The following is an 18,836-nucleotide window of genomic DNA, read 5'->3' as shown; positions in this document are numbered from 1 at the left end:
TGTACATAAGAAGCCGGACGATGAACCAAGATTTGATTCATCGTCCGGCTTTCATTTTGGACTGAGAGTTTTTTCCCAGCCTCTTAATCTTCTACAGCTGAATCTTTCATTTGAGCTTCACGTTGTCCGAATCCTTTACCTTCAGCAGCAAAGCGCTTGTCCCCTTTGTAGAGTTCAACACAAGTCCAGATAAGAAGAGCAAGAATGACAATAATCGTGATATATGCGAGAACATCGGATGTCCCTTTTGCCCAAATACCAAAACCTTCATAAGTTGCAGGAAGGTTGTAGAGATTTAAGAAGGTAAGGGCAATTACAGAGATCCAACCGCAAGCCTTAACCCAGCCACTATTCTTAAATTCACCCATTTCAACCTCACTGTTAGTCATCATCAATAATGGCAACATTGAGAATGGAAGGGCAAAAGCTAAGAATACCTGTGAATTTTCCATTAAAAGGTTCAAGGCGGTGTGTTGTTGGATGGTATTCTCACCACTCGTCATAGCAACACAAGCAATAACTGGAATAACGGAAATAATCCGGGTAACTAACCGTCGTGCCCATAAAGGCATCCGCATATGAATGAAACCTTCCATGATAACTTGACCGGTTAATGTTCCAGTAATAGTTGAATTTTGACCAGAGGCAAGTAAAGCAACTGCAAATAAAGTTGACAATACACCAGATTTAGCAACCGCAATTAAGATTGGATTACTAAGCATAGAAGTGTTATTCAGGGCATCATATAAACCGAAGAAAGAACTATCTTGAACAGCACCAGTCTTGAAAACAGCAACCCCCATGATTAAAAGAAGGGCGTTAACAATAAATGCTAAGGATAATTGGATATTTGAATCCCAAGTAGTAAAACGAACAGTTTGACGAATGCTATCAAGATCATTGTGGTCAATCTTCCGAGTTTGAGAAATTGCTGAGTGGAGATATAGGTTGTGAGGCATAACAGTCGCACCGATAATACCTAATGATCCAGTTAATGGAGTAATACCACTAATTTCTGGATGTTGGGCAATTGCCTTAGCTGATGGAAGGAGACCCATAAATACGCCACCCCAGTTAGGGTTAGATAAGGCAACTTGGTAAGCAAAAACAAACAAGATTACCAAGATCAAACATGCAACAATTGCTTCAATCTTCCGGAATCCGATCTTGGTTAATAATAGCAGTACTAAAACATCAAGAACAGTAATAAATACAGATGGGATCAACGGAATGTGGAATAGTAAGTTTAAAGCAATAGCAGCCCCGATAACTTCAGCGATATCAGTAGCCATAATCGCCAACTCAGTCATAATCCATAAGATAATACCTAATGCTTTACCGGTACGTGCCCGTGTTGCCTGAGCAAGGTCCATTTGGCTCACGATTCCGAGTTTAGCCGCCATGTATTGAAGCAACATCGCAATCAAACTTGAAATCAAGATAGTAGTCATTAAGGTATATTGGAAACTCTGTCCACCAGTAATTGAAGTTGACCAGTTACCTGGATCCATGTAACCCACAGCAACTAATGCACCGGGACCAGAGTAAGCGAATAATGTTCGCCAGAAGCCTTTTCCACGAGGAACTTCAACTGTTCCGTTGATTTCCTCTAGTGATTTACCGTTAGCATATTCAATAAGTTTATGCTTCCGGTGTTGATTCTTTGTGTCGTCCACTTAAGCTTCTTCGCCGCCAACCTTAACAACAGCTTTTGAAACCTTACCTAATTTACCACTAACAAAGTCTTCAACACCATCAAGGTCTAATTCGTGTGAGAAGAGTGGTAGTGGGTCAACAACACCAGAAGAAAGAAGTGCAATTGAGTCTTCAAAAGTGTAAGGGTTAATGAAGGCCCCTTGAATTGTAAGTTGTTTTTGGAATACATCGTAAGTGTTTACTGAGAACTTGTCATCAGGGTTACCAACACCAAACATTAATACTTGAGCACCACGAGCTGCAGCTGCAAGTGCTTGTTCTTGAGTAGCTGGCAAACCAACCGCTTCAACAACGATGTCATATGCATCAGCAGGAATTTCTTCCTTAGTAGTGTTGATAGTCTTAACGCCGAAGTGCTTCCGGTTGTTTTCCAACTTTTCATCTGAACGACCAGCTAAAGTAACTTCGTGAATACCACGAGCCTTCAAGATTTGTGCAAATAATTGACCTTCAAAACCATCACCTAATACTAAAGCCTTTTGGTATGGGTGAGTTTCAAGTAAGTCAACACCGTGCATTGCACATGAAATTGGTTCAACAACGGCAGCTGCCTTTAATGAAACATCATCAGGAATTGGGTAAACAACTTTTGCAGGAGCAGTAAAGTATTCTTCAAAACCACCGTTACGGGTAACACCAACAGCATCAAGGTGTTCACATAATTCTGGGCGTTGAGTCCGACAATACTTACATTGACCACAGTAGATGTTAGGGTCAACGGTTACACGATCTCCTGGCTTAACGTTAGTAACTTCTGAACCAACTTTTGTAACTACCCCTGAGTTTTCATGACCTAAAACGATAGGAGGAACAGCTGATGCAGATCCCGGAAGACCGGCATAGAGCGCTTTATCAGTACCACAAATACCAGCGTAGGCAGTATGAATTAAGACTTCATCAGGCTTAATTTCAGGTTCTTTAATATCTTCAATTTCGAGTTGTTTTTTACCTGTTAAAACAAGTGCCTTCATCTACTGCAACAATGCAGTCAGTGCCTTGGAGAGCCGTTCAATTGCTTCATTTTGTTTATCAGGTTGAAGAAGGCAATCCTTAATCGTTTCATGACTCAAAACCATTACACTCCATTCTTGAGCACTATGAATCTTAATTTGCGGCTGCGTATTATCACGTAACAATCCTTCATTTGTTTGAAAGTGCAAACGCATAAAATCACGGTACTTACTTCCGTTGATCTCATCAACAAAAGCTTTAATCTGATTAACATAATCACTCGCAGCTAAAATATGGTTTGCACGGGTAATTGGTGTATGAATTTCTAAAATTGCCACTTGATAAAGATACTGATATGCCTCCGTTAAATCTGTAAAATATTTATAAAATGCTCCTCTGGCGATTCCTGCTTGTTTTACAATCCGTGCAACTTGTGCACTTGCTAAGCTATGTTGACTAAATTCTGTTAGTAATGCATTAGTAATAAGTTCTTTTTTCTGTAGATTTAAATTTTCAAATGTTGTACTTGGCATTTAATTTAAGGCCTGTACTGGATCAATCTTAATAATCATTCGGACTGGTAATAACGAACCAATCATTCCAAGAACTATTAATCCCACTGCCATTAAACTAATTAGTGGCCAATTCATAATAACTGGTACCGACATTGGAATCGCTACACTTGTAATAAGGGTTAAAAGAATCCCGCCAATTACTCCACAAACCATTAGGAAGATTGATTGAGTAACTGTCGCAATAATTAGATGACGAGCAGGAATTCCTTGAGCGCGCATAACTGCATAATGACTTATTTTTTGCATGGTAAGAATATATAAGAAGACCGCAATTACAATTAACGAAATTACCATTAAGAAGCCAATCATAAAAGTAAACGTATTATTTTGCGCTGAATATCCCGGTAGCTTATTAATATATTCGTTAACAGTGTAGTGTTGGAGATCAGGGTAGGTATTTTTACTAAGCTTATTGTCAGAAAAGAGTCCGCTAGCAACGGCTGAACTATTTAATCCTCTCAGTTCCCGCCAAACTGGCAAACTACCATATATAACGGGGGCAACGCTAAATTTAGCATCATTAACAAAGCCAACAATTTTATATTTCTCATTTTGAGAATTGATTGTTACTCGATCCCCTAAATGATACCCCTTTTTGCTTAAACTCTTGTCAACAACAATTTCGTTATTTCCCTTAGCTTGACGGCCACTTGTAATCTTAATCTTTTCCCGGGAAATAAATTGGTCAGGATCTAAACCGATAAATTGAGCACTTTCTTTACTTGCTCCTTTTTCTTTAAGAACTACTGGTGCCTGACCAACAAGAGCAACATTCTTTTGATCTTTACCAGATAGTTGGTCACGAGTAATAATTGATTGTCCAAGATTATCATTACTATTTTTATTTAGAAAAACAGTTTCCGTACCCCACTCTTTAATGGCGGCATCATTTTCATTTTGGAGTCCCAACATCATCCCCATTAGGAAAAACATTAGGTAACTAATTAAAACAATCATGGCAACAATTAATCCATAATGCAGCTTTTCATGTTTCATTTCTTTTAGTGCTAAAAACATTTATTGGTCTGGAGAATTTTTACTTAATGTAAGTTTCCCATCAGCTAACTCGTAAACATTATCTGCATATTCACGCAAACGTAAATCATGGGTTACAGCAATCACTGCTTTTCCTTCCTTTTTAGCCAGATCTTGAAATAATTGCCCCACTGTCTTTACTAAATTACTATCTAAGGCCGCTGTTGGTTCATCTGCAAGAATTATCTCGGGATTGGTATAAAGGGCACGTGCAATCGCTACCCGCTGGTTTTGACCTCCTGACAATTCAGAAGGATATTGCTTGAGCAGCTTCTTTATTGCAAGCTTTTCCAATAATTCATCAAAAGCTTCTGATGAGACGTTCCCATTCTTCTTTATGCGATCAACAAGCTTAAATTGATCCGCCACATTTAGATAGGGTAATAGGTTATACGACTGAAGAATAAAACCAATCTTCTGTAAGCGTAGTTCATCACGTTTTTTAGAAGATAATTTCTCAATATCAATTCCATCAATTAATACTTTTCCTGAAGTAGGTGTTTGCAAACCGCCCGCAATCGTTAGAAAGGTACTCTTTCCTGATCCAGAAGGTCCTAAAATTAAATTTAGTTCTCCCGCTTTAGCAGAAAAACTAACATCCTTAAGAACATGGACACGGCTAATTCCTTCGCCATAATATTTGTTAACGTCTACTAACTTCAATTTTGACATCTAATCTGCAGCTAATGCATCGATTGGATTAAGGTTTGCCGCCCGACGTGCAGGAAGCAATGCGGCAATAAACGAAATTACAATCGCAATTACGATTGCAAAGATTACATTTCCAACAGTAATTTGTACAATATTATATTTAATCAAGCCATATAAAGCGTGGTTAATAATAACCGTTACAACTGCAACAATTAGCAGTGCGAGAATTGCGGAAAACAGTCCAATAAAGACGGATTCAGACGTAAATAATCGGCGAATATCTTTTTTTCGCTCACCTAGGGCTCTCAAAATACCGATTTCCTTTGTCCGTTCCGAAACTGACATGTACATTGTCACAATAATCATTAATGCAGACACAAGTAATGAAATTCCAGCAATTGAAGCAAGAACCGTGGAAGCAAGACTAACATAAGTATTAATGGTTTTAAGGATTGACCCGACTGTAATCGCTCCTAATATCCGTTTGTTATTACTACCACGAAGATTATCGATCTTATTCGCCACTCCTTGAACACTGTCAAGATTTGTTACATTAACGGTTGCAAAGTTAGCAGCAGTAGAGGCATTCGCTTTTTGAAGCAGCGCACGCATAGTGGAATAAGTAATTGAAGTTCCAGCACTCGCGCCTTCTGTAATCCCTGCCACCTTGAAGTTTCCAGAAACGGGAACTGGATTATTATTGGCATCTATCCATGTAAAGGAGAGACGGATAGTTTTACCAACCATTTGCTTATAATTTTTAGCACTTGATAATTGGATTGCTTGTTGCTTTGTAAGAACGATTTCACCATTCTTGGGTTTATGCCCCTGTTTAATTGAATCACTAGTAATTGCCTTACTCGAGGTACTTAGTGAAGTCCCACTTTGCTTTTTTCCATTATAATCAAGCTGAAAGGCGCTCACCATAATTCCCGGCTGGACAGACGACACATTATCAAGCTTTCGTAACCGGTCAATATTATGGTCACTAATCGTCATTGATTGAGGATTAGCCGCCATCGTTTGTCCTAACGATGATTGAATTTGTTCCTGGGTCATCTTTTTACCAGTTGTGTTTTTAAATACGGTAATTGCCTGCGGATTAGCAAGAGAATTAATCTGATTTTGAATGTACCCATTTATCCCATTACCTAAACCACTAAACAAGAGTACGGCAAAGATACCGATTGCAGTTCCAAGCATAATTAACGAATTACGCCAAAAGTTATAGGTCAAATGTTTAAAAGCCGTTCGGTAGCTCGCCATCGCCGGTAAAACTCGTGGAGTAATCTCTGTTGGGTCTTCTGGAATCGGATAAGCAGGACGCAATCTTTCATCGCCGTCAATTTTTCCATCAGCTAAATGAACAATTCGTGTCCCATTATCCGCTACTTCCTGGGAGTGAGTAACAGCGATCACTAGTTTCCCATCACGAGCAATTTCGTCTAATAATGCTAATACTTCTTTGGTATTCTGTGCATCTAAGGCTCCTGTAGGTTCATCAGCAATAATAATTTGCGGGTCACTTGCTAATGCTCGGGCAATTGCTACCCGTTGCTTTTGACCTCCTGACAAATGGTTCGGATGCTTTTTTACTTGTTCACTTAAACCAACCTTATCTAAGAGTTCCAACGCGCGCTTTCGCCGGTCTTCCTTAGTCAACGTTGTCATATCCAACGCAACCAAAACATTATCCAGCACCGTCAAGTGAGAAATTAAGTTATAGGACTGATAGATATAACCCACCGTCGCGCGCCGATAGCTATCTAGTTGCTTTTCTTTTTTATGATCGAGGATTTTACCATTTACGAGGACTTCACCTTCAAAGTTACGATCAAGGCCCCCAATGATATTCATTAAAGTGGACTTTCCACCACCTGATTCACCAAGGATGGATACAAATTCTCCCCGATCAAACTGTAAGTCAATTCCCTTAAGAACTGGGAATTCCTCTTTGTCAAGATAATATGATTTATATATGTTTTTTAATTCTAAAAAAGCCATTTAGTTAATAAACTTAATTTCTAATCGTTCATCTTCCAAAACTCCTTTTACAATCAATGACTTACCATCATAAAACTGATGCTTATCTAACCAAAATCCAAGATGGGCGTGACTATAAAACTTAAAACTATACCGCATTGCATTATTCAGTTTACTAACCTGCAACACACCTTGTGAGCCATCGGAACAAGTAATATTTTGTGATTGATTATTATTATGAACATAAATTGTTGTCATTTATTGAACTAAATTATATTTTCTCAATAGTTGCAGCTGGTGAGAAACCCCCGATTGTTCCCAGTTCAACTTCATACTAATTTCTGAAACGCTCATTGAATGTTGAATCAGCAAATATAATAATTGTAATCTTTTAGGATTCCCTAGTAATTTAAATAATTGACTGATTTTATTAACATTTGGAATATCTGTTGTCCAACGGTCTACCACAATAAATATCACCTAAAGTGATAAATGTTGTCCAACAAAGATTGTGTATGGACTTTGAATGTTATTTTTAGCTGCAATTGATCGCCAGTTTAAGCCATGATAAGCGGCAATCTTTGATAATGAATCACCACTTTGGACTACGTAATTTCCATTGTTAGTATTGGAGTGGCGTGAAGTGGTTTTTTGAGCACTAGCACTATTGTTAATCCGTAATTGTTGACCAACTTCAATTAAATTAGGGTTACTAATATGGTTAGTTGAAGCTAATGCAGATGTTGTGGTATTAAAACGAGCAGCAATTTGTGAAAGGGTATCGCCACTTTTAACGGTGTAGGTGCCATTAGCACTAGTAGTAACTTGTTTATTTTGCTGGCTTTCTTGATGGTTAGTAGTATTTTGAGCTGTAGTTTGATGAAGCGTTAATACTTGCCCTACATGAATCACATTAGGGTTACTAATATGATTAAGCTGAGCTAATTGAGTATAAGTGGTGTTAAATTTACCAGCAATTCCTGAAAGGGTATCGCCACTTTTAACGGTGTATGTATTACTATTAGTGGTAGTATTGGTTTCAGTTCGCTTAGGGGTTGTTTGTTGCTGTTGTTGTTCAGCAGGTTGACGAACCAAGAGCCGTTGACCAACATAAATACGGTTAACATTGTGGATATCATTTAAGGTGGCGAGTTTATTTACAGTTGTATTAAACTGTCCGGCAATGCGTGATAAGGTGTCTCCGCCTCTAACCGTGTAGTATCCAGTGTTTGAAACAGTTACATTAGTTTCGGGAGTTTGAGCACTTTCAGTTTGCTTATTCGTAACAACTTTCCCAGAAAGGGCAACGGCATCTAACTGATTTAAGTTATATGTCTGAACAAAACGAATTAAGGTACTAGCATAGCTTGGATCGGTAGCATAGCCGTCTTGCCGAAGCTTATTTGCAACAGATGCATAGTTAGTATCGCCAAGTAAGTTACGGTAACGACTATTTACGTTGAGAAAGCGACCATGATCAGTAACTGATTCGGAGTTGTTAGCGTAGGACCGGAAATTGGCGTTAACGTAAACGCTCCGGCCACCATAAACTTCCCGTGTACGCATTACAACTGAATTTCCATTATAGGAACCCTTAATTCCAAATAAGTTATGGGCCTGGGTTGATAAGGCCGAATGGCCCCAACCACTTTCAACGATAGCCTGAGCAACTGTAATTGAAGGGAGAACTTTGTATTCATTCCATCCTTGGATTGCACCAGGAGCAACACTTTGGATGAATGCTTGTTGTGAAGCGTTATTACTGAAATGGAGGGCGCTTAAATCTGTTATTGAGTTCTCTTGTGATGTAGCAACGGCACTAGCAGCCTTTGGAGCAGCAGGAGCAGCTTGTTTAGCTTCAGCAGATTGTGCTAAAGCTGAATCAGCTGCGGTTTGGCTGGCAACAGTTTGACTGGCATTAGAAGTAGCACTATTTCCTGTTGAGGCGCTGTTTGATGTACTTTGAGTGGCAGCAGAAGAATCAGCGGTACTATTTGTATTATTTTGTGTATTGGCAGTAGTAGCGGCGGCAGGCTCTGCAGAAGAAACTGAAGCATCATCAGCATGAGCAACAGCGCCGCTAGCAGTTAATAAGGTAACAGCAGTTAATCCAGCGAAGACCCATTTTTTTCCGCTTTTGTACATTTTAAAATGGGTTGATGGATCATTATTAGATTGACGATTCATTTATTTTGGTTGATAAAATTCAACCGGAACAAGTTTAGTTTCTATCTTTTCATGAGGTGTTTCTATTCGCTTCATTAAGGTTTCAATTAATTCTTGTGCCAACAATGGAATTGGTTGGATTACTGTTGGAAGATAAGGCGCTACTTTTCGAATTAATTGCGAGCCATCATAACCTGTAATAAAAAAGTCTTTATTTATTTGCTTTCCTGCTTGGTAGTAAAGATTGCTAATCGTTAATGCTTGAACATCATTAGAAGCCAGCACCCCATCATAATTACCAGGAAACGTAGCCTCAAGATCCAAATGTTGAATAGCTAAAGGTTCAAAATCTCGTTTCTGTTTATTCAAAAAATCAAGTGCCCCTTGAATCCGATTGATGGTAGGTGAAACAGATGTATCTTCATCCACAATTACCGCCAAGTGTTTTACATCATGTTCTACCAAATACTTCGCTGCTAATTCACCCCCGTGGTAACTATCAGCTGCAACAATTGGGATATTATCGGCAAGATATCTGTCAAAAGAAACAATGGGAGCAGTAAGTTGGTGATATTCCTCTATCCCCAGATTATGAGAACCCGAAATAATCCCATCTACTTGATTTGCCATCAACATATTTAAGTATTCATGCTCTATTTCCGGATTTTGTGCCGATGATGCAATAATTGTTTTATAACCCTTTTTAAATAACTCATGTTCAAGCTCATTTGCTAATTCTGCAAAAAATGGATTAATTAAATTAGGAAAAATTAAGCCAACAAACTTAGATGGTTTCCCTTGCATCGCCCGTGCCAAGGCATTTGGTTGGTAATTCAACTCTCGCATCGCCGCATGGACCTTATCAATCGTCTTTTGACTTAAAGAACCATAATTATTTATTACTCTTGAAACAGTAGTTACTGAGACCCCCGCTAATTGAGCAACATCTTTTAACTTAGCAACCATTTACTTACTTTGCATGAACCGTTGAAGCAATTCGACTTCTTCTGAAGTTACTGGAGTATTGGATGATTTAATTTCGTGAATTCGTTCAACAGATAAATGACTGCCGAAAGCAACTTCATTATCATTTAAGTCATTTTCGCGCTCAAAGTTAATCAATCCTTGAGCAAGCTCACTCAAATTGTCCATTTAACGTTCAGATACCATATCAGAGGAAGGTACACGTAAAAGCGTATAGGTTACAGCACTATGATTTGCTTTTAACCCTAAACCATTAATAGCAGTATTTTTATACTTTACATCCATTACCGCTGCAAAAGCATGGCCTGTTTTGGCATCCTCTTTTTCCAATTGCTTTTTATCCCATGGCAAAGCACTCGCATCTAAGGTAACTATCCGCGATCCATCAGCAACCGATCCATACCGTGAATTTGTTGTATATTTATCATTTCCAGCCCAGTACGTATACGACACAATTGGGTGCTTGCCGCTTTTACTACGCGTCGCTAAAACATAATAGAAATCATCTGACTTATTTCCCATTTGAAGTGGACGATAAGTGATTGAAGTCTGTGTTTGTTGATGATTATTAATGTCAACTGGACGGAAAAATGTGAGATATGACATCCCCCCGAGCCAACATAACGAGACAACTAATAAGATCACATAACGAATCACTAAATTTAATTTAAATACTTTTTTTGTCTTCGCAATCAGCATTAATTGTTTAACACGGATATAGTGGATTACATAACAAAAAAAGGCAATTGCACATATCCACGATAGCCATCCTAGCCAATTCCAACTCATTCATTTATCTAAATTAAGCCGCCGTTGAACTCGGTGTAAATACCATAAATAAAGACAGATAATAATCAGAGTACCGGTCATTAGACAAAAGACTGAAATAAATAAAAATTGATAACTTCCTTTTTCAATGACAAATCCACCGTACAATGGACCAATCGCACGTCCAACCGACATCATAATATTAAGCAATCCTTGGTAATGCCCAGCTTCGTCGACATTAGTCAGTTGAGCAATCCAAGCAGGTAGGCCAGCAAAACTAGTCATTTCACCAATTGTTAAGATTACAAAATCAATAACAAATGCTGTCAAAGTCCGAGCAAAAATTAACAGGAGGAAAGATAGGGCAAAAATAAAGATTCCCACAATAATTTGCGTTGATAAACGAACATAGGGACTTAACTTATTAACAAGTGGTTGTCCGATAATAATTAGCACCCCATTCAATGTCCATAACATACTATAGGCATAGAATGGAATCCCCATGTTTGTCATATGGACTGCCATTACACTTTCCCATAAGGAATAACTTAAATGAACCGTAATATAGTTTATGAGAATAAACCAAACCAAGACGATCCATCGCGAATGCAATTGGCGGGAAACATGATAGTGTTCTTGGATCTCTGAATTATTTTTAATTGCATCTACAGCCACATTAAATGTTAAAACAACTACTAGCATTAACAAGGCATAAAAGATTGTTGCTACAGCAAAAACTACCACTACACTAATCGGTAAAAGAACACCCACCAGCAACGTTCCAATCACAACTCCGATATTAAAGGCCATATAAATATAATTAAAGACATAACGGGAAGAATGATCACTGACCAACGTCCCATAAGAATTAACAATCGTGGCATTGATTCCATCCCCAAAGCTGTTAATTGTAATTAGGACAGCATACCATGGCCAATCATGAATAAAGATCAATAAGAATATTGCTAGTGTTGAGAGGCTAACTCCTAAAATAGCTGTTTGATATTGTTTCCAATGGTCAAATAACCACCCTCCCAAATAATTTCCCATCATCATGGCAATGGACATTATTAACATCACAAAGCCAGCAGTCGTCAGAGTTTGGCCAAGGTAATTATGAAGATACATAGTTGTAAGCGGCCATAAAAAAGCTGCCCCTGTGTTGTTTAACAGACTTGCAAGGGCAACCCATTTTAATTTTACCGTTTGCTGTTCCATTTATTTTAAATATTCTGCTGGATTTGCTACAAAATCGCTAATTTTAATAGTTGTTGCATCCTTAGTAGCAGCATTCTTTAATTGGAAAGTTCCTTCTTCAACTTCACGAGCGCCAAACACTGCAAAGTACTTCGCATTACGACGGAAAGCTTCTTTGATCTGCTTACCAACTTTTACCCCACTGTAATCTTTGTCAGCCACAATCCCTTGCTGACGAATTTTACTGAGGACTTCAAATGCCATTTCATCCCCTTGCTGATCTGCACTAGCAAAGAAGACATCTAGTTGGTCTTGAGGAGCAAATGCAGGATTTTCTTCTTGGAGTAAGAGCATTAATCGTTCAACACCCATTCCGAAGCCAATTCCACCTTCTTCAGGGCCACCAAGTTGGCTAATCAACCCATTATAACGGCCTCCTGCACAAACAGTCGTGTACCCACCACCAAATACTGGTGAGTCTGACATAATTTCAAAAATAGTATGGTTATAGTAATCTAGACCCCGCACCATATTGGTATCAATTTCAAAATCAATTCCTAATTTATTTAATAAGGCCTGCACTTCGTCAAAGTAAGCTTGTGACTCTTCATCAAGATAATCAAGGATTGATGGAGCTTCTGCAACAATCTTCTTATCGCCTTCATCCTTACTATCAAGTACACGCAATGGATTCTTATATAAACGTTCTTGAGAGTCTTTACTCAATTCATCATAGTGAGGCTTCAAGTAGTTAATTAATGCTTCACGGTAATCTTCACGAACTTTTTTATCCCCAAGGGTATTAATAACCAATTTAACATTTGGCACTCCAAACTTTTTAAAGAGCGCCATTGCCATTGAAATAACTTCCACATCAATCTGTGGTGACTCATTGTTTAATGCCTCAACCCCAATTTGGTGGAATTCACGTTGCCGCCCTGATTGTGGACGTTCATACCGAAACATTGGCCCCATGTAATAAACTTTATAAGGTTTAGGATATTCTGGACCATAGAGCTTATTTTCTACATAAGCCCGTACTACTCCAGCTGTTCCCTCAGGACGCAATGCAATATGACGATCACCTTTATCATGAAAATCGTACATTTCTTTTTCAACAATATCTGAAGTATCGCCCACATTCCGTGAAAAAACATGGTAATCTTCAAACATCGGTGTTCGAATTCCGCGATATCCAAACTGGTTAAAAACTTCGCGCGCATTTTGTTCTACTTTTTCCCAAATACTTGTAGTTCCTGGTAAGATATCTGCAGTTCCCTTTGGCTTTTGATAATCCATTTATTCATTTTCACTTAATGTGTGGTAAGCAGCTTCAGTAATTTTGTCACGGCGCTTTAGCAGATTATCAGCAACTTCGATACCTTCAGTGTTAAGTTGAATTTTGTAGTCTTCCTCGTTAATTGGGGTAGTAGTTGACAAATTGTTTGTTACTAATGCTTTAGTAGCATCTTCGAGGTCACTTGGCCGGTAATCGAAGTCGTAAATTAGTTGTTTGCTAGTTAAACCGTCATCATGTTTACGTAAAATCCGGAGAAGGCGGTGGAAATTGTGACGATCAGGAAAACCTGGTAAGCAATAATCACCATGACGTTCTTCTTCAATGTGTACTTGGTACTTTAACATTGATTGGTATTTTTCAAAATTTTTAACATCTATAAATAATTTGGTTGTTAATTCCACTCAGTCTACTGCATAGGTTCCCATATCATTTGCGACGACAATATTTCCTGCGTAATCTTTTCCGGCATTCTTGGTTAAGCCAACTTTATTATAGGCGAAAGTTACGGTTGTAGTAGCTCTGACGGCAGTCCCCATTACCTCTCCAGTATCAGTATTAATTCCTGATGGCATATCTACTGCAACGACAACTACATCAGTGTTATTAATGGCATTAATCGCGTCGGCATAAGCTCCTTTTACTGCACGATCAATTCCGATTCCAAACATTGCATCGACAATTAATGTTGCCTTATTAAGGACAGCGAGATCAGAGGTTTCGGGAATTTGATAATATTGCGCGATTTTTTCTTGTGTTTGGTGTTCAGCAGACGCATGTTTAGGATTACCTATATTGAGGATTGTTACATGGACACCAGCAAGATGCAGCAACCGAGCAATGGCTATTCCATCCCCGCCATTATTTCCACTACCGGCAACTACTACCACATCTTTTAGCGCGATTGGAAAAGCATGCAAAATTTCATCACGAACGGCTAATGCAGCTCGTTCCATTAACACAAGGGAAGGGATACCAATTGTATTAATGGTGTAAGAATCGTAATGTCGCATTTCTTCTGAAGTAACAATTTTATCAGTCATAGGGACTGTGACATAAGTTAAGTTACTTTTATAAAAAGCAAATACGCAGTACAATAATGGCCTCTAACGTCCGGAAACCGAACGCTAGAGGCCTATTGTTGCTTGCGGGGGCTCCCAGAGGCTAGCTTCGCGTCGAAAAACGAAGTCACAAGTGACCTCTGTCTCGCTCCCTTTAATAAATAATAACGGGTTCATTTTGTTTTAAATCATGGAAGGCTTGGCCAGCCACGCTTGGTTGCATATTAATACAGCCGTGCGAACCATCGCTTAGGTAAGCAGTCTTGGACCAATTATGACGCCAACTTGCATCGTGGAAGCCACATCCCGTTAAAGTAAACGGCGACCAATAATTAACTTTACTTGCATAACTTGATCCGTCATCGTTTTGTCCACGGAGAATGGAAGGACTTTGTTGGTACATGATATACCAGACTCCCTTTGGCGTTTTGTTGCCTTCGTTATTAGTCCCACTAACGATATCTGTTTCAAGGACACATTTACCATCTTTGTAGAAATAAGCTCGTTGGTCAGCTAATGAAACCTCAGCATAAGTGTCGCCAATACCATTATTGGATGTAACATTGTAGCCGAGTCCAGCAGTGTTATAGCCTTTTCCTTCAATATCGTGCTCGCCATCAACTTCTTGGCGGCCATCGATAATTGCTTTAGTTAATGAATTGCCAGCTTTTTTCTCGCTAATTTTCCAACCATAGGAACCATTAGCTGTAGTGGTAATTTCTGCTCCAGAATGAGTTCTAAATTTAAATGGCTTATCAAGAGTTGCATGTTTCTCATTGATTTTCTTTACTTGTTTATTTAAGGCCGTAGTGTCGAAATGATACTTGCCGTTTTGATAGGTTGCCCGGGTAATAATTTGATTGGTAGTGAGGTTATACTTTTCATTTTGAACGAGGTAAGTAACTTTCTTCCCTTTTAACTTATTTAACTGTTTTTCCTCATTCTTAACGGTTTTGCTATTTGCAGCAATCGGCTGTTCCTTATGTAAAGTAATATTAATTTTAGTACTTCCAGCTTGATTATTTAGTTGATTAACAGCGTTTTGTAAATCATATTTATTACCCTTAACTGCAGGAACTACAGAAACTTTCTCATTTTGGTAGACCGCGTAAGCATCAACGGGAGCTTTACGACTTGTGTTGAGTTGATGTACCTCGTTAGTTAATTTGTTTTTCGCAATATTAAACGAATCTTGATCAAAGTTATCTGGCTTTATTGATAAGTTCGTTGCTTTATATGATGGGAAAAATGTAAACTGCTTTTTCAGTGCTTGATTAAATTTTTGTTCATCATTATTGCTAAAATTAGCCTGCATGGATTTAGTTTGGTAAACTAGCTTATTGTCAACATATACCTTGGTTGCTCCTGAGGTCCCCTTTACCTTATCAAAAGCTTGCTTGGCTGTTAGCCCTCCCACGGCAATGTTATTGATGGTTACGTTTTTATTGAAATGATTTTTCTGGTGAACAGTCATCCCCGCAATCATTATAATTAATAATGCTCCTATTCCTGCTATCCAGTATTTAATATATGAATGCATTTACCGTGTTCTTAAATAGCGATCAATACCATCTAAAAGGAACTCCTCTAAAAGGAACTTAAAAAACAAACAAATATTTAATAGCAGAAATACTTTAAAAAAGATCCGCCAATTAATTATTTTTAATGAAAAGTGAAAAAGATCGTAAACAATAACTAAAAGAATAAAAAGGATGTTGGCTCGTAAAATATCCTTTGACCATTTATGGTTGATGGTATATGACCAAATATTTGATATGAATGAAAAAAATGATGTCATTTAGCCGACAATCTCAATCTTAGTACCAACTGGCAAATTCTTTTCCATCCATTGAGCGTCTGGCACTGAAAGCCGAATACACCCGTGAGAACCCTGTGTTTTTCCAAGTTTAGCAGCTTCTTGTTCATTATATTTTCCATCTGCTTTAGTCGGAACACTATGGAACAAGTATTCTCCATGATTCTTCCAAGAAACGTAGTAATTAGCTCCCTCTTTCAACGATTGATTAAAGAAGCTATCTCCTCGCTCTTGTTGAGCATAAAATGTTCCTGTCGGGGTCACACTTTTCAGTTTACCAGTTTTAGGATCCTTTTTATAAATTCCACCTGTGCTATACATTGTATAAATGACTTTTGAACCATCATACAAATATGTCCGATTATTTTTTAAATCAACTTTAATCCAAAAGTCCTTCACTTTATTCAAATCTGGATACGGAACTGTTTCCGAGGACTTATGCCAATCAATTGGGGTTCGCATATGACTTTCACTATTATCGATTTTCTTTTCTTGTGTTGGTTTTTCTTTTACTTGCAATTCAACTACTGCTTTTTGGGGATGGGCATTCGAAGTAGCACGTAATTCTGGACCAATTGCAATTATTGCTACTAATAAGCAAAATATTCCATAAATCCAATGCTTTACTCGTAAGTTCAACTAATTGTATAGCGCTAAAATCTTAAAGATAATCAAGAGTAGGTCAATTATTAGAAAGAATAAAATTATTTGAATGATTGAAATTTTGATTAATGGGATGAAGTATGTAAGAAGATTATAAAAGCTAATTATAATTAGCAAAATAAGATTACTTCCAAGTAAGTGATTAAAAAACCGTCCATGTTTTAGGCGTGAAATCATTTAATAGTCCTCCTTAACTATTAAGGGTGTGTTTTCAGGTAAAGTTTGCAGCCATTTAGCATCGGGGATTGACACCTGGATAGTATTTTCAATTTTGGGTGCTTTTCGTAGATTTCGTGAGACCTGATGATTATTCATATCTGTAACGGGGGTTTCAATGTAGTTCCCATTAGTAATTCCTAACCAATTCTTAGCGATGGCTTGCTGGGAACCATTAATATGATAAATTTGCTGCCCCCGAGCGTGAAGTAAGCGGAAAGAATTTTTTTGTGCTGGTAGATTAATCTGTGCGTGAATAATGTAAATAACTTGGCGCTTATTTGAGTTGATAACTAGAATCCTTTTTGCTTGTTTGATGGCGATCAATTCAATAGGAACGTTACCGATCTTAGGGTATGCCCAATTTTCAGAGGAACGGTGAATATTAGGAGCACGAAGCCGATTTTGACTAAGAATTTGACTTGTTTTTCTAGCTTGGGGAATAAAACTAGCAGCATTATATGTATAAAGATTAAAAATTAGAACAAAAATAAGGAATAGACCAGTTGAGATGAAAAGCAGCGATTTAAGTTCTTTATTCATTTAATGTAGAAGACGTTGCCAAAAGTTTCCCCGTCGAACATCATTAGCACTATATAGAGAGTAAGTTAATGGTTCACCATTAAGCGTTTCTAATTGATCACTCGTTATCCTTAAGTTGCCAACACGTTCACCTTTCCAAATAGGTGCTTCTAGTTTTTTCTTTTTATATTGTGTTCCAATTGTATAATTCGTTTTTGTATCGTACGGACTCCAAATAGTTACATATTGTGGCGTGAGTTTCATTGTTTTTTCAACACCATTAGCTACTTTACGTGTTGTTACTGATAATGGAACTTTTATTTTTTGTAAATGGTCCTCTGTCTTAAGGATCTCATATAAATCCTGCGTAGCCTTAAATCGGTTGTCTTTATTGCTCCCTTTTGAATGTAAAATAACAGTAATAATGCGATGTCCTTGATACTTACCTGTACTTGCAAAACAAGCTCCCGCACTGTCAGAAGTCCCCGTCTTCAAGCCATCAATCGTTACCCCTTTTACAGCGTACTGTTCTCCTGGTAACATCTTATTAAGATTTTTTTCAGTCTTAACTTGATCTTTCGCTATTTGAAATTTTACTTCTTTTTGTGCTGTAATTTGCAAAAGTTCAGGATAATGTTTTACAAAGTATTGCGATAAAATAGCAACATCACGTGCACTCATCGTATTAGCAGCATTATTAGGGAGATCCGCTAACTTAAAACTTTTCATATCTCCATTATCTAATCCAACTGAATTCACAATGTTTGTCTTAGTCATTCCAATTTTTTTGGCTTTTTGCATCATTTTAAGATTAAATTCATCGGTTCCATCCCCGGTAGCTGTTGCAAGTGCGACAGTCGCCCCATCCGCTGACTTTACAAGGGCTGCATTGATTAATGTCCGAACTGAATAAGATTGACCAGATTTTAGTCCGATTGAAGAATAAGCAGCATCATTAGAAATAGCCGCAATTTCAGGAGTTATTTTTACTTGAGTATCCCATGAAAGTTGCTTCTGTTGGATTTCATCTTCTATTACCAAAATAGTTAATAATTTTGTAATTGATGCCACGGGAAGAGCCTTATCTACATTTTGCTTATAGATAATTTGCCCTGTTGAAGCATCAGCCATGATCGCTGCAGAAGCATCAATTCGATTATTTGCTAACACTGATTGACTTCCTACCATTAGCATCATGAATAGAGATAAAATAAAAACTGTCAACTTTTTCATCT

Annotated in this window: 21 protein-coding genes and 1 pseudogene; all 22 read right to left on the bottom strand. The window is 37.9% G+C overall.

Going from position 1 to position 18,836, the window contains the following annotated elements:
- Nucleotides 1-83 precede the first annotated feature (83 nt).
- Nucleotides 84-1,676 carry an Nramp family divalent metal transporter gene (locus HHK02_RS09105; protein WP_035159669.1) on the bottom strand — a complete coding sequence of 531 codons (1,593 nt, stop codon included), beginning with the start codon at nucleotides 1,674-1,676 and terminating at the stop codon, nucleotides 84-86.
- Nucleotides 1,677-2,687: a zinc-dependent alcohol dehydrogenase family protein gene (locus HHK02_RS09100; RefSeq protein ID WP_003665087.1), complete on the bottom strand. Its 1,011-nt coding sequence runs from the start codon at nucleotides 2,685-2,687 to the stop codon at nucleotides 1,677-1,679.
- A complete protein-coding gene (locus HHK02_RS09095; RefSeq protein ID WP_085649591.1) occupies nucleotides 2,688-3,200 on the bottom strand; it encodes a TetR/AcrR family transcriptional regulator in 513 nt (170 codons plus the stop codon).
- Nucleotides 3,201-4,259, bottom strand: a complete 1,059-nt coding sequence (locus HHK02_RS09090) for an ABC transporter permease (RefSeq protein ID WP_085649590.1) — start codon at nucleotides 4,257-4,259, stop codon at nucleotides 3,201-3,203. It abuts the gene before it with no gap.
- The gene (locus tag HHK02_RS09085; protein ID WP_078009789.1) at nucleotides 4,260-4,949 is read right to left on the bottom strand and encodes an ABC transporter ATP-binding protein; all 690 of its coding nucleotides are present in this window, start codon (nucleotides 4,947-4,949) and stop codon (nucleotides 4,260-4,262) included.
- Nucleotides 4,950-6,932: an ABC transporter ATP-binding protein/permease gene (locus tag HHK02_RS09080; protein ID WP_098035527.1), complete on the bottom strand. Its 1,983-nt coding sequence runs from the start codon at nucleotides 6,930-6,932 to the stop codon at nucleotides 4,950-4,952.
- Nucleotides 6,933-7,169, bottom strand: coding sequence for a hypothetical protein (locus HHK02_RS09075; protein WP_003670091.1), 237 nt, complete (start codon nucleotides 7,167-7,169; stop codon nucleotides 6,933-6,935).
- Nucleotides 7,170-7,172: 3 nt separating this feature from the next.
- Nucleotides 7,173-7,391: pseudogene (locus tag HHK02_RS09070) on the bottom strand (ArsR/SmtB family transcription factor); the annotation flags it as partial.
- Complete coding sequence (locus HHK02_RS09065; RefSeq protein ID WP_099980012.1) at nucleotides 7,392-9,098, bottom strand: LysM peptidoglycan-binding domain-containing protein; 1,707 nt, start codon at nucleotides 9,096-9,098, stop codon at nucleotides 7,392-7,394. It abuts the pseudogene before it with no gap.
- Nucleotides 9,099-10,043 (bottom strand): LacI family DNA-binding transcriptional regulator, encoded by a 945-nt coding sequence (locus HHK02_RS09060; protein ID WP_098035532.1) that lies wholly within the window; start codon nucleotides 10,041-10,043, stop codon nucleotides 9,099-9,101. It abuts the gene before it with no gap.
- Entirely contained in the window at nucleotides 10,044-10,229 is a 186-nt protein-coding gene (locus HHK02_RS09055; protein ID WP_085649586.1) for an LBP_cg2779 family protein, read from the bottom strand. It lies immediately after the preceding gene.
- A complete protein-coding gene (locus HHK02_RS09050; RefSeq protein WP_003675343.1) occupies nucleotides 10,230-10,850 on the bottom strand; it encodes an LVIS_2131 family protein in 621 nt (206 codons plus the stop codon).
- On the bottom strand, nucleotides 10,851-12,047 hold the full coding sequence (locus HHK02_RS09045) for an MDR family MFS transporter (RefSeq protein ID WP_098035534.1): 1,197 nt from the start codon (nucleotides 12,045-12,047) through the stop codon (nucleotides 10,851-10,853). It lies immediately after the preceding gene.
- Complete coding sequence (gene hisS, locus HHK02_RS09040; protein ID WP_003670084.1) at nucleotides 12,048-13,325, bottom strand: histidine--tRNA ligase; 1,278 nt, start codon at nucleotides 13,323-13,325, stop codon at nucleotides 12,048-12,050. It abuts the gene before it with no gap.
- Nucleotides 13,326-13,727, bottom strand: a complete 402-nt coding sequence (locus tag HHK02_RS09035) for a helix-turn-helix domain-containing protein (RefSeq protein ID WP_003670083.1) — start codon at nucleotides 13,725-13,727, stop codon at nucleotides 13,326-13,328.
- Nucleotides 13,728-14,366, bottom strand: a complete 639-nt coding sequence (locus HHK02_RS09030) for an NAD(P)H-hydrate epimerase (protein WP_003670082.1) — start codon at nucleotides 14,364-14,366, stop codon at nucleotides 13,728-13,730.
- 172 nt (nucleotides 14,367-14,538) lie between these two features.
- Nucleotides 14,539-15,924, bottom strand: a complete 1,386-nt coding sequence (locus HHK02_RS09025) for a L,D-transpeptidase (RefSeq protein WP_098035536.1) — start codon at nucleotides 15,922-15,924, stop codon at nucleotides 14,539-14,541.
- Nucleotides 15,925-16,182: a hypothetical protein gene (locus HHK02_RS09020; protein WP_181462324.1), complete on the bottom strand. Its 258-nt coding sequence runs from the start codon at nucleotides 16,180-16,182 to the stop codon at nucleotides 15,925-15,927. It lies immediately after the preceding gene.
- The gene (locus tag HHK02_RS09015; RefSeq protein WP_003670079.1) at nucleotides 16,183-16,839 is read right to left on the bottom strand and encodes a L,D-transpeptidase; all 657 of its coding nucleotides are present in this window, start codon (nucleotides 16,837-16,839) and stop codon (nucleotides 16,183-16,185) included. It lies immediately after the preceding gene.
- Entirely contained in the window at nucleotides 16,840-17,040 is a 201-nt protein-coding gene (locus tag HHK02_RS09010; protein ID WP_003670078.1) for a hypothetical protein, read from the bottom strand.
- Nucleotides 17,041-17,622: a hypothetical protein gene (locus HHK02_RS09005; RefSeq protein WP_099980010.1), complete on the bottom strand. Its 582-nt coding sequence runs from the start codon at nucleotides 17,620-17,622 to the stop codon at nucleotides 17,041-17,043. It lies immediately after the preceding gene.
- Nucleotides 17,623-18,834: a D-alanyl-D-alanine carboxypeptidase family protein gene (locus HHK02_RS09000; protein WP_099980009.1), complete on the bottom strand. Its 1,212-nt coding sequence runs from the start codon at nucleotides 18,832-18,834 to the stop codon at nucleotides 17,623-17,625.
- Nucleotides 18,835-18,836 lie beyond the last annotated feature (2 nt).

This window comes from Limosilactobacillus reuteri, assembly GCF_013694365.1.
GTDB classification, from domain to species: domain Bacteria; phylum Bacillota; class Bacilli; order Lactobacillales; family Lactobacillaceae; genus Limosilactobacillus; species Limosilactobacillus reuteri_E.
The sequence above is the reverse complement of the archived record's forward strand: the minus strand, read 5'-3'. Positions and strand labels throughout refer to the sequence as shown.

What these genes read in the sequence shown, in the direction of transcription:
- HHK02_RS09095 (WP_085649591.1), bottom strand. Translation starts at nt 3,200, where the DNA reads ATGCCAAGTACAACATTTGAAAATTTAAATCTACAGAAAAAAGAACTT.
- HHK02_RS09090 (WP_085649590.1), bottom strand. Translation starts at nt 4,259, where the DNA reads ATGTTTTTAGCACTAAAAGAAATGAAACATGAAAAGCTGCATTATGGA.
- HHK02_RS09005 (WP_099980010.1), bottom strand. Translation starts at nt 17,622, where the DNA reads ATGAATAAAGAACTTAAATCGCTGCTTTTCATCTCAACTGGTCTATTC.
- HHK02_RS09020 (WP_181462324.1), bottom strand. Translation starts at nt 16,182, where the DNA reads ATGACATCATTTTTTTCATTCATATCAAATATTTGGTCATATACCATC.
- HHK02_RS09060 (WP_098035532.1), bottom strand. Translation starts at nt 10,043, where the DNA reads ATGGTTGCTAAGTTAAAAGATGTTGCTCAATTAGCGGGGGTCTCAGTA.
- HHK02_RS09100 (WP_003665087.1), bottom strand. Translation starts at nt 2,687, where the DNA reads ATGAAGGCACTTGTTTTAACAGGTAAAAAACAACTCGAAATTGAAGAT.
- HHK02_RS09080 (WP_098035527.1), bottom strand. Translation starts at nt 6,932, where the DNA reads ATGGCTTTTTTAGAATTAAAAAACATATATAAATCATATTATCTTGAC.
- HHK02_RS09065 (WP_099980012.1), bottom strand. Translation starts at nt 9,098, where the DNA reads ATGAATCGTCAATCTAATAATGATCCATCAACCCATTTTAAAATGTAC.
- HHK02_RS09075 (WP_003670091.1), bottom strand. Translation starts at nt 7,169, where the DNA reads ATGACAACAATTTATGTTCATAATAATAATCAATCACAAAATATTACT.
- HHK02_RS09000 (WP_099980009.1), bottom strand. Translation starts at nt 18,834, where the DNA reads ATGAAAAAGTTGACAGTTTTTATTTTATCTCTATTCATGATGCTAATG.
- HHK02_RS09055 (WP_085649586.1), bottom strand. Translation starts at nt 10,229, where the DNA reads ATGGACAATTTGAGTGAGCTTGCTCAAGGATTGATTAACTTTGAGCGC.
- hisS (WP_003670084.1), bottom strand. Translation starts at nt 13,325, where the DNA reads ATGGATTATCAAAAGCCAAAGGGAACTGCAGATATCTTACCAGGAACT.
- HHK02_RS09050 (WP_003675343.1), bottom strand. Translation starts at nt 10,850, where the DNA reads ATGAGTTGGAATTGGCTAGGATGGCTATCGTGGATATGTGCAATTGCC.
- HHK02_RS09010 (WP_003670078.1), bottom strand. Translation starts at nt 17,040, where the DNA reads ATGATTTCACGCCTAAAACATGGACGGTTTTTTAATCACTTACTTGGA.
- HHK02_RS09085 (WP_078009789.1), bottom strand. Translation starts at nt 4,949, where the DNA reads ATGTCAAAATTGAAGTTAGTAGACGTTAACAAATATTATGGCGAAGGA.
- HHK02_RS09030 (WP_003670082.1), bottom strand. Translation starts at nt 14,366, where the DNA reads ATGACTGATAAAATTGTTACTTCAGAAGAAATGCGACATTACGATTCT.
- HHK02_RS09025 (WP_098035536.1), bottom strand. Translation starts at nt 15,924, where the DNA reads ATGCATTCATATATTAAATACTGGATAGCAGGAATAGGAGCATTATTA.
- HHK02_RS09045 (WP_098035534.1), bottom strand. Translation starts at nt 12,047, where the DNA reads ATGGAACAGCAAACGGTAAAATTAAAATGGGTTGCCCTTGCAAGTCTG.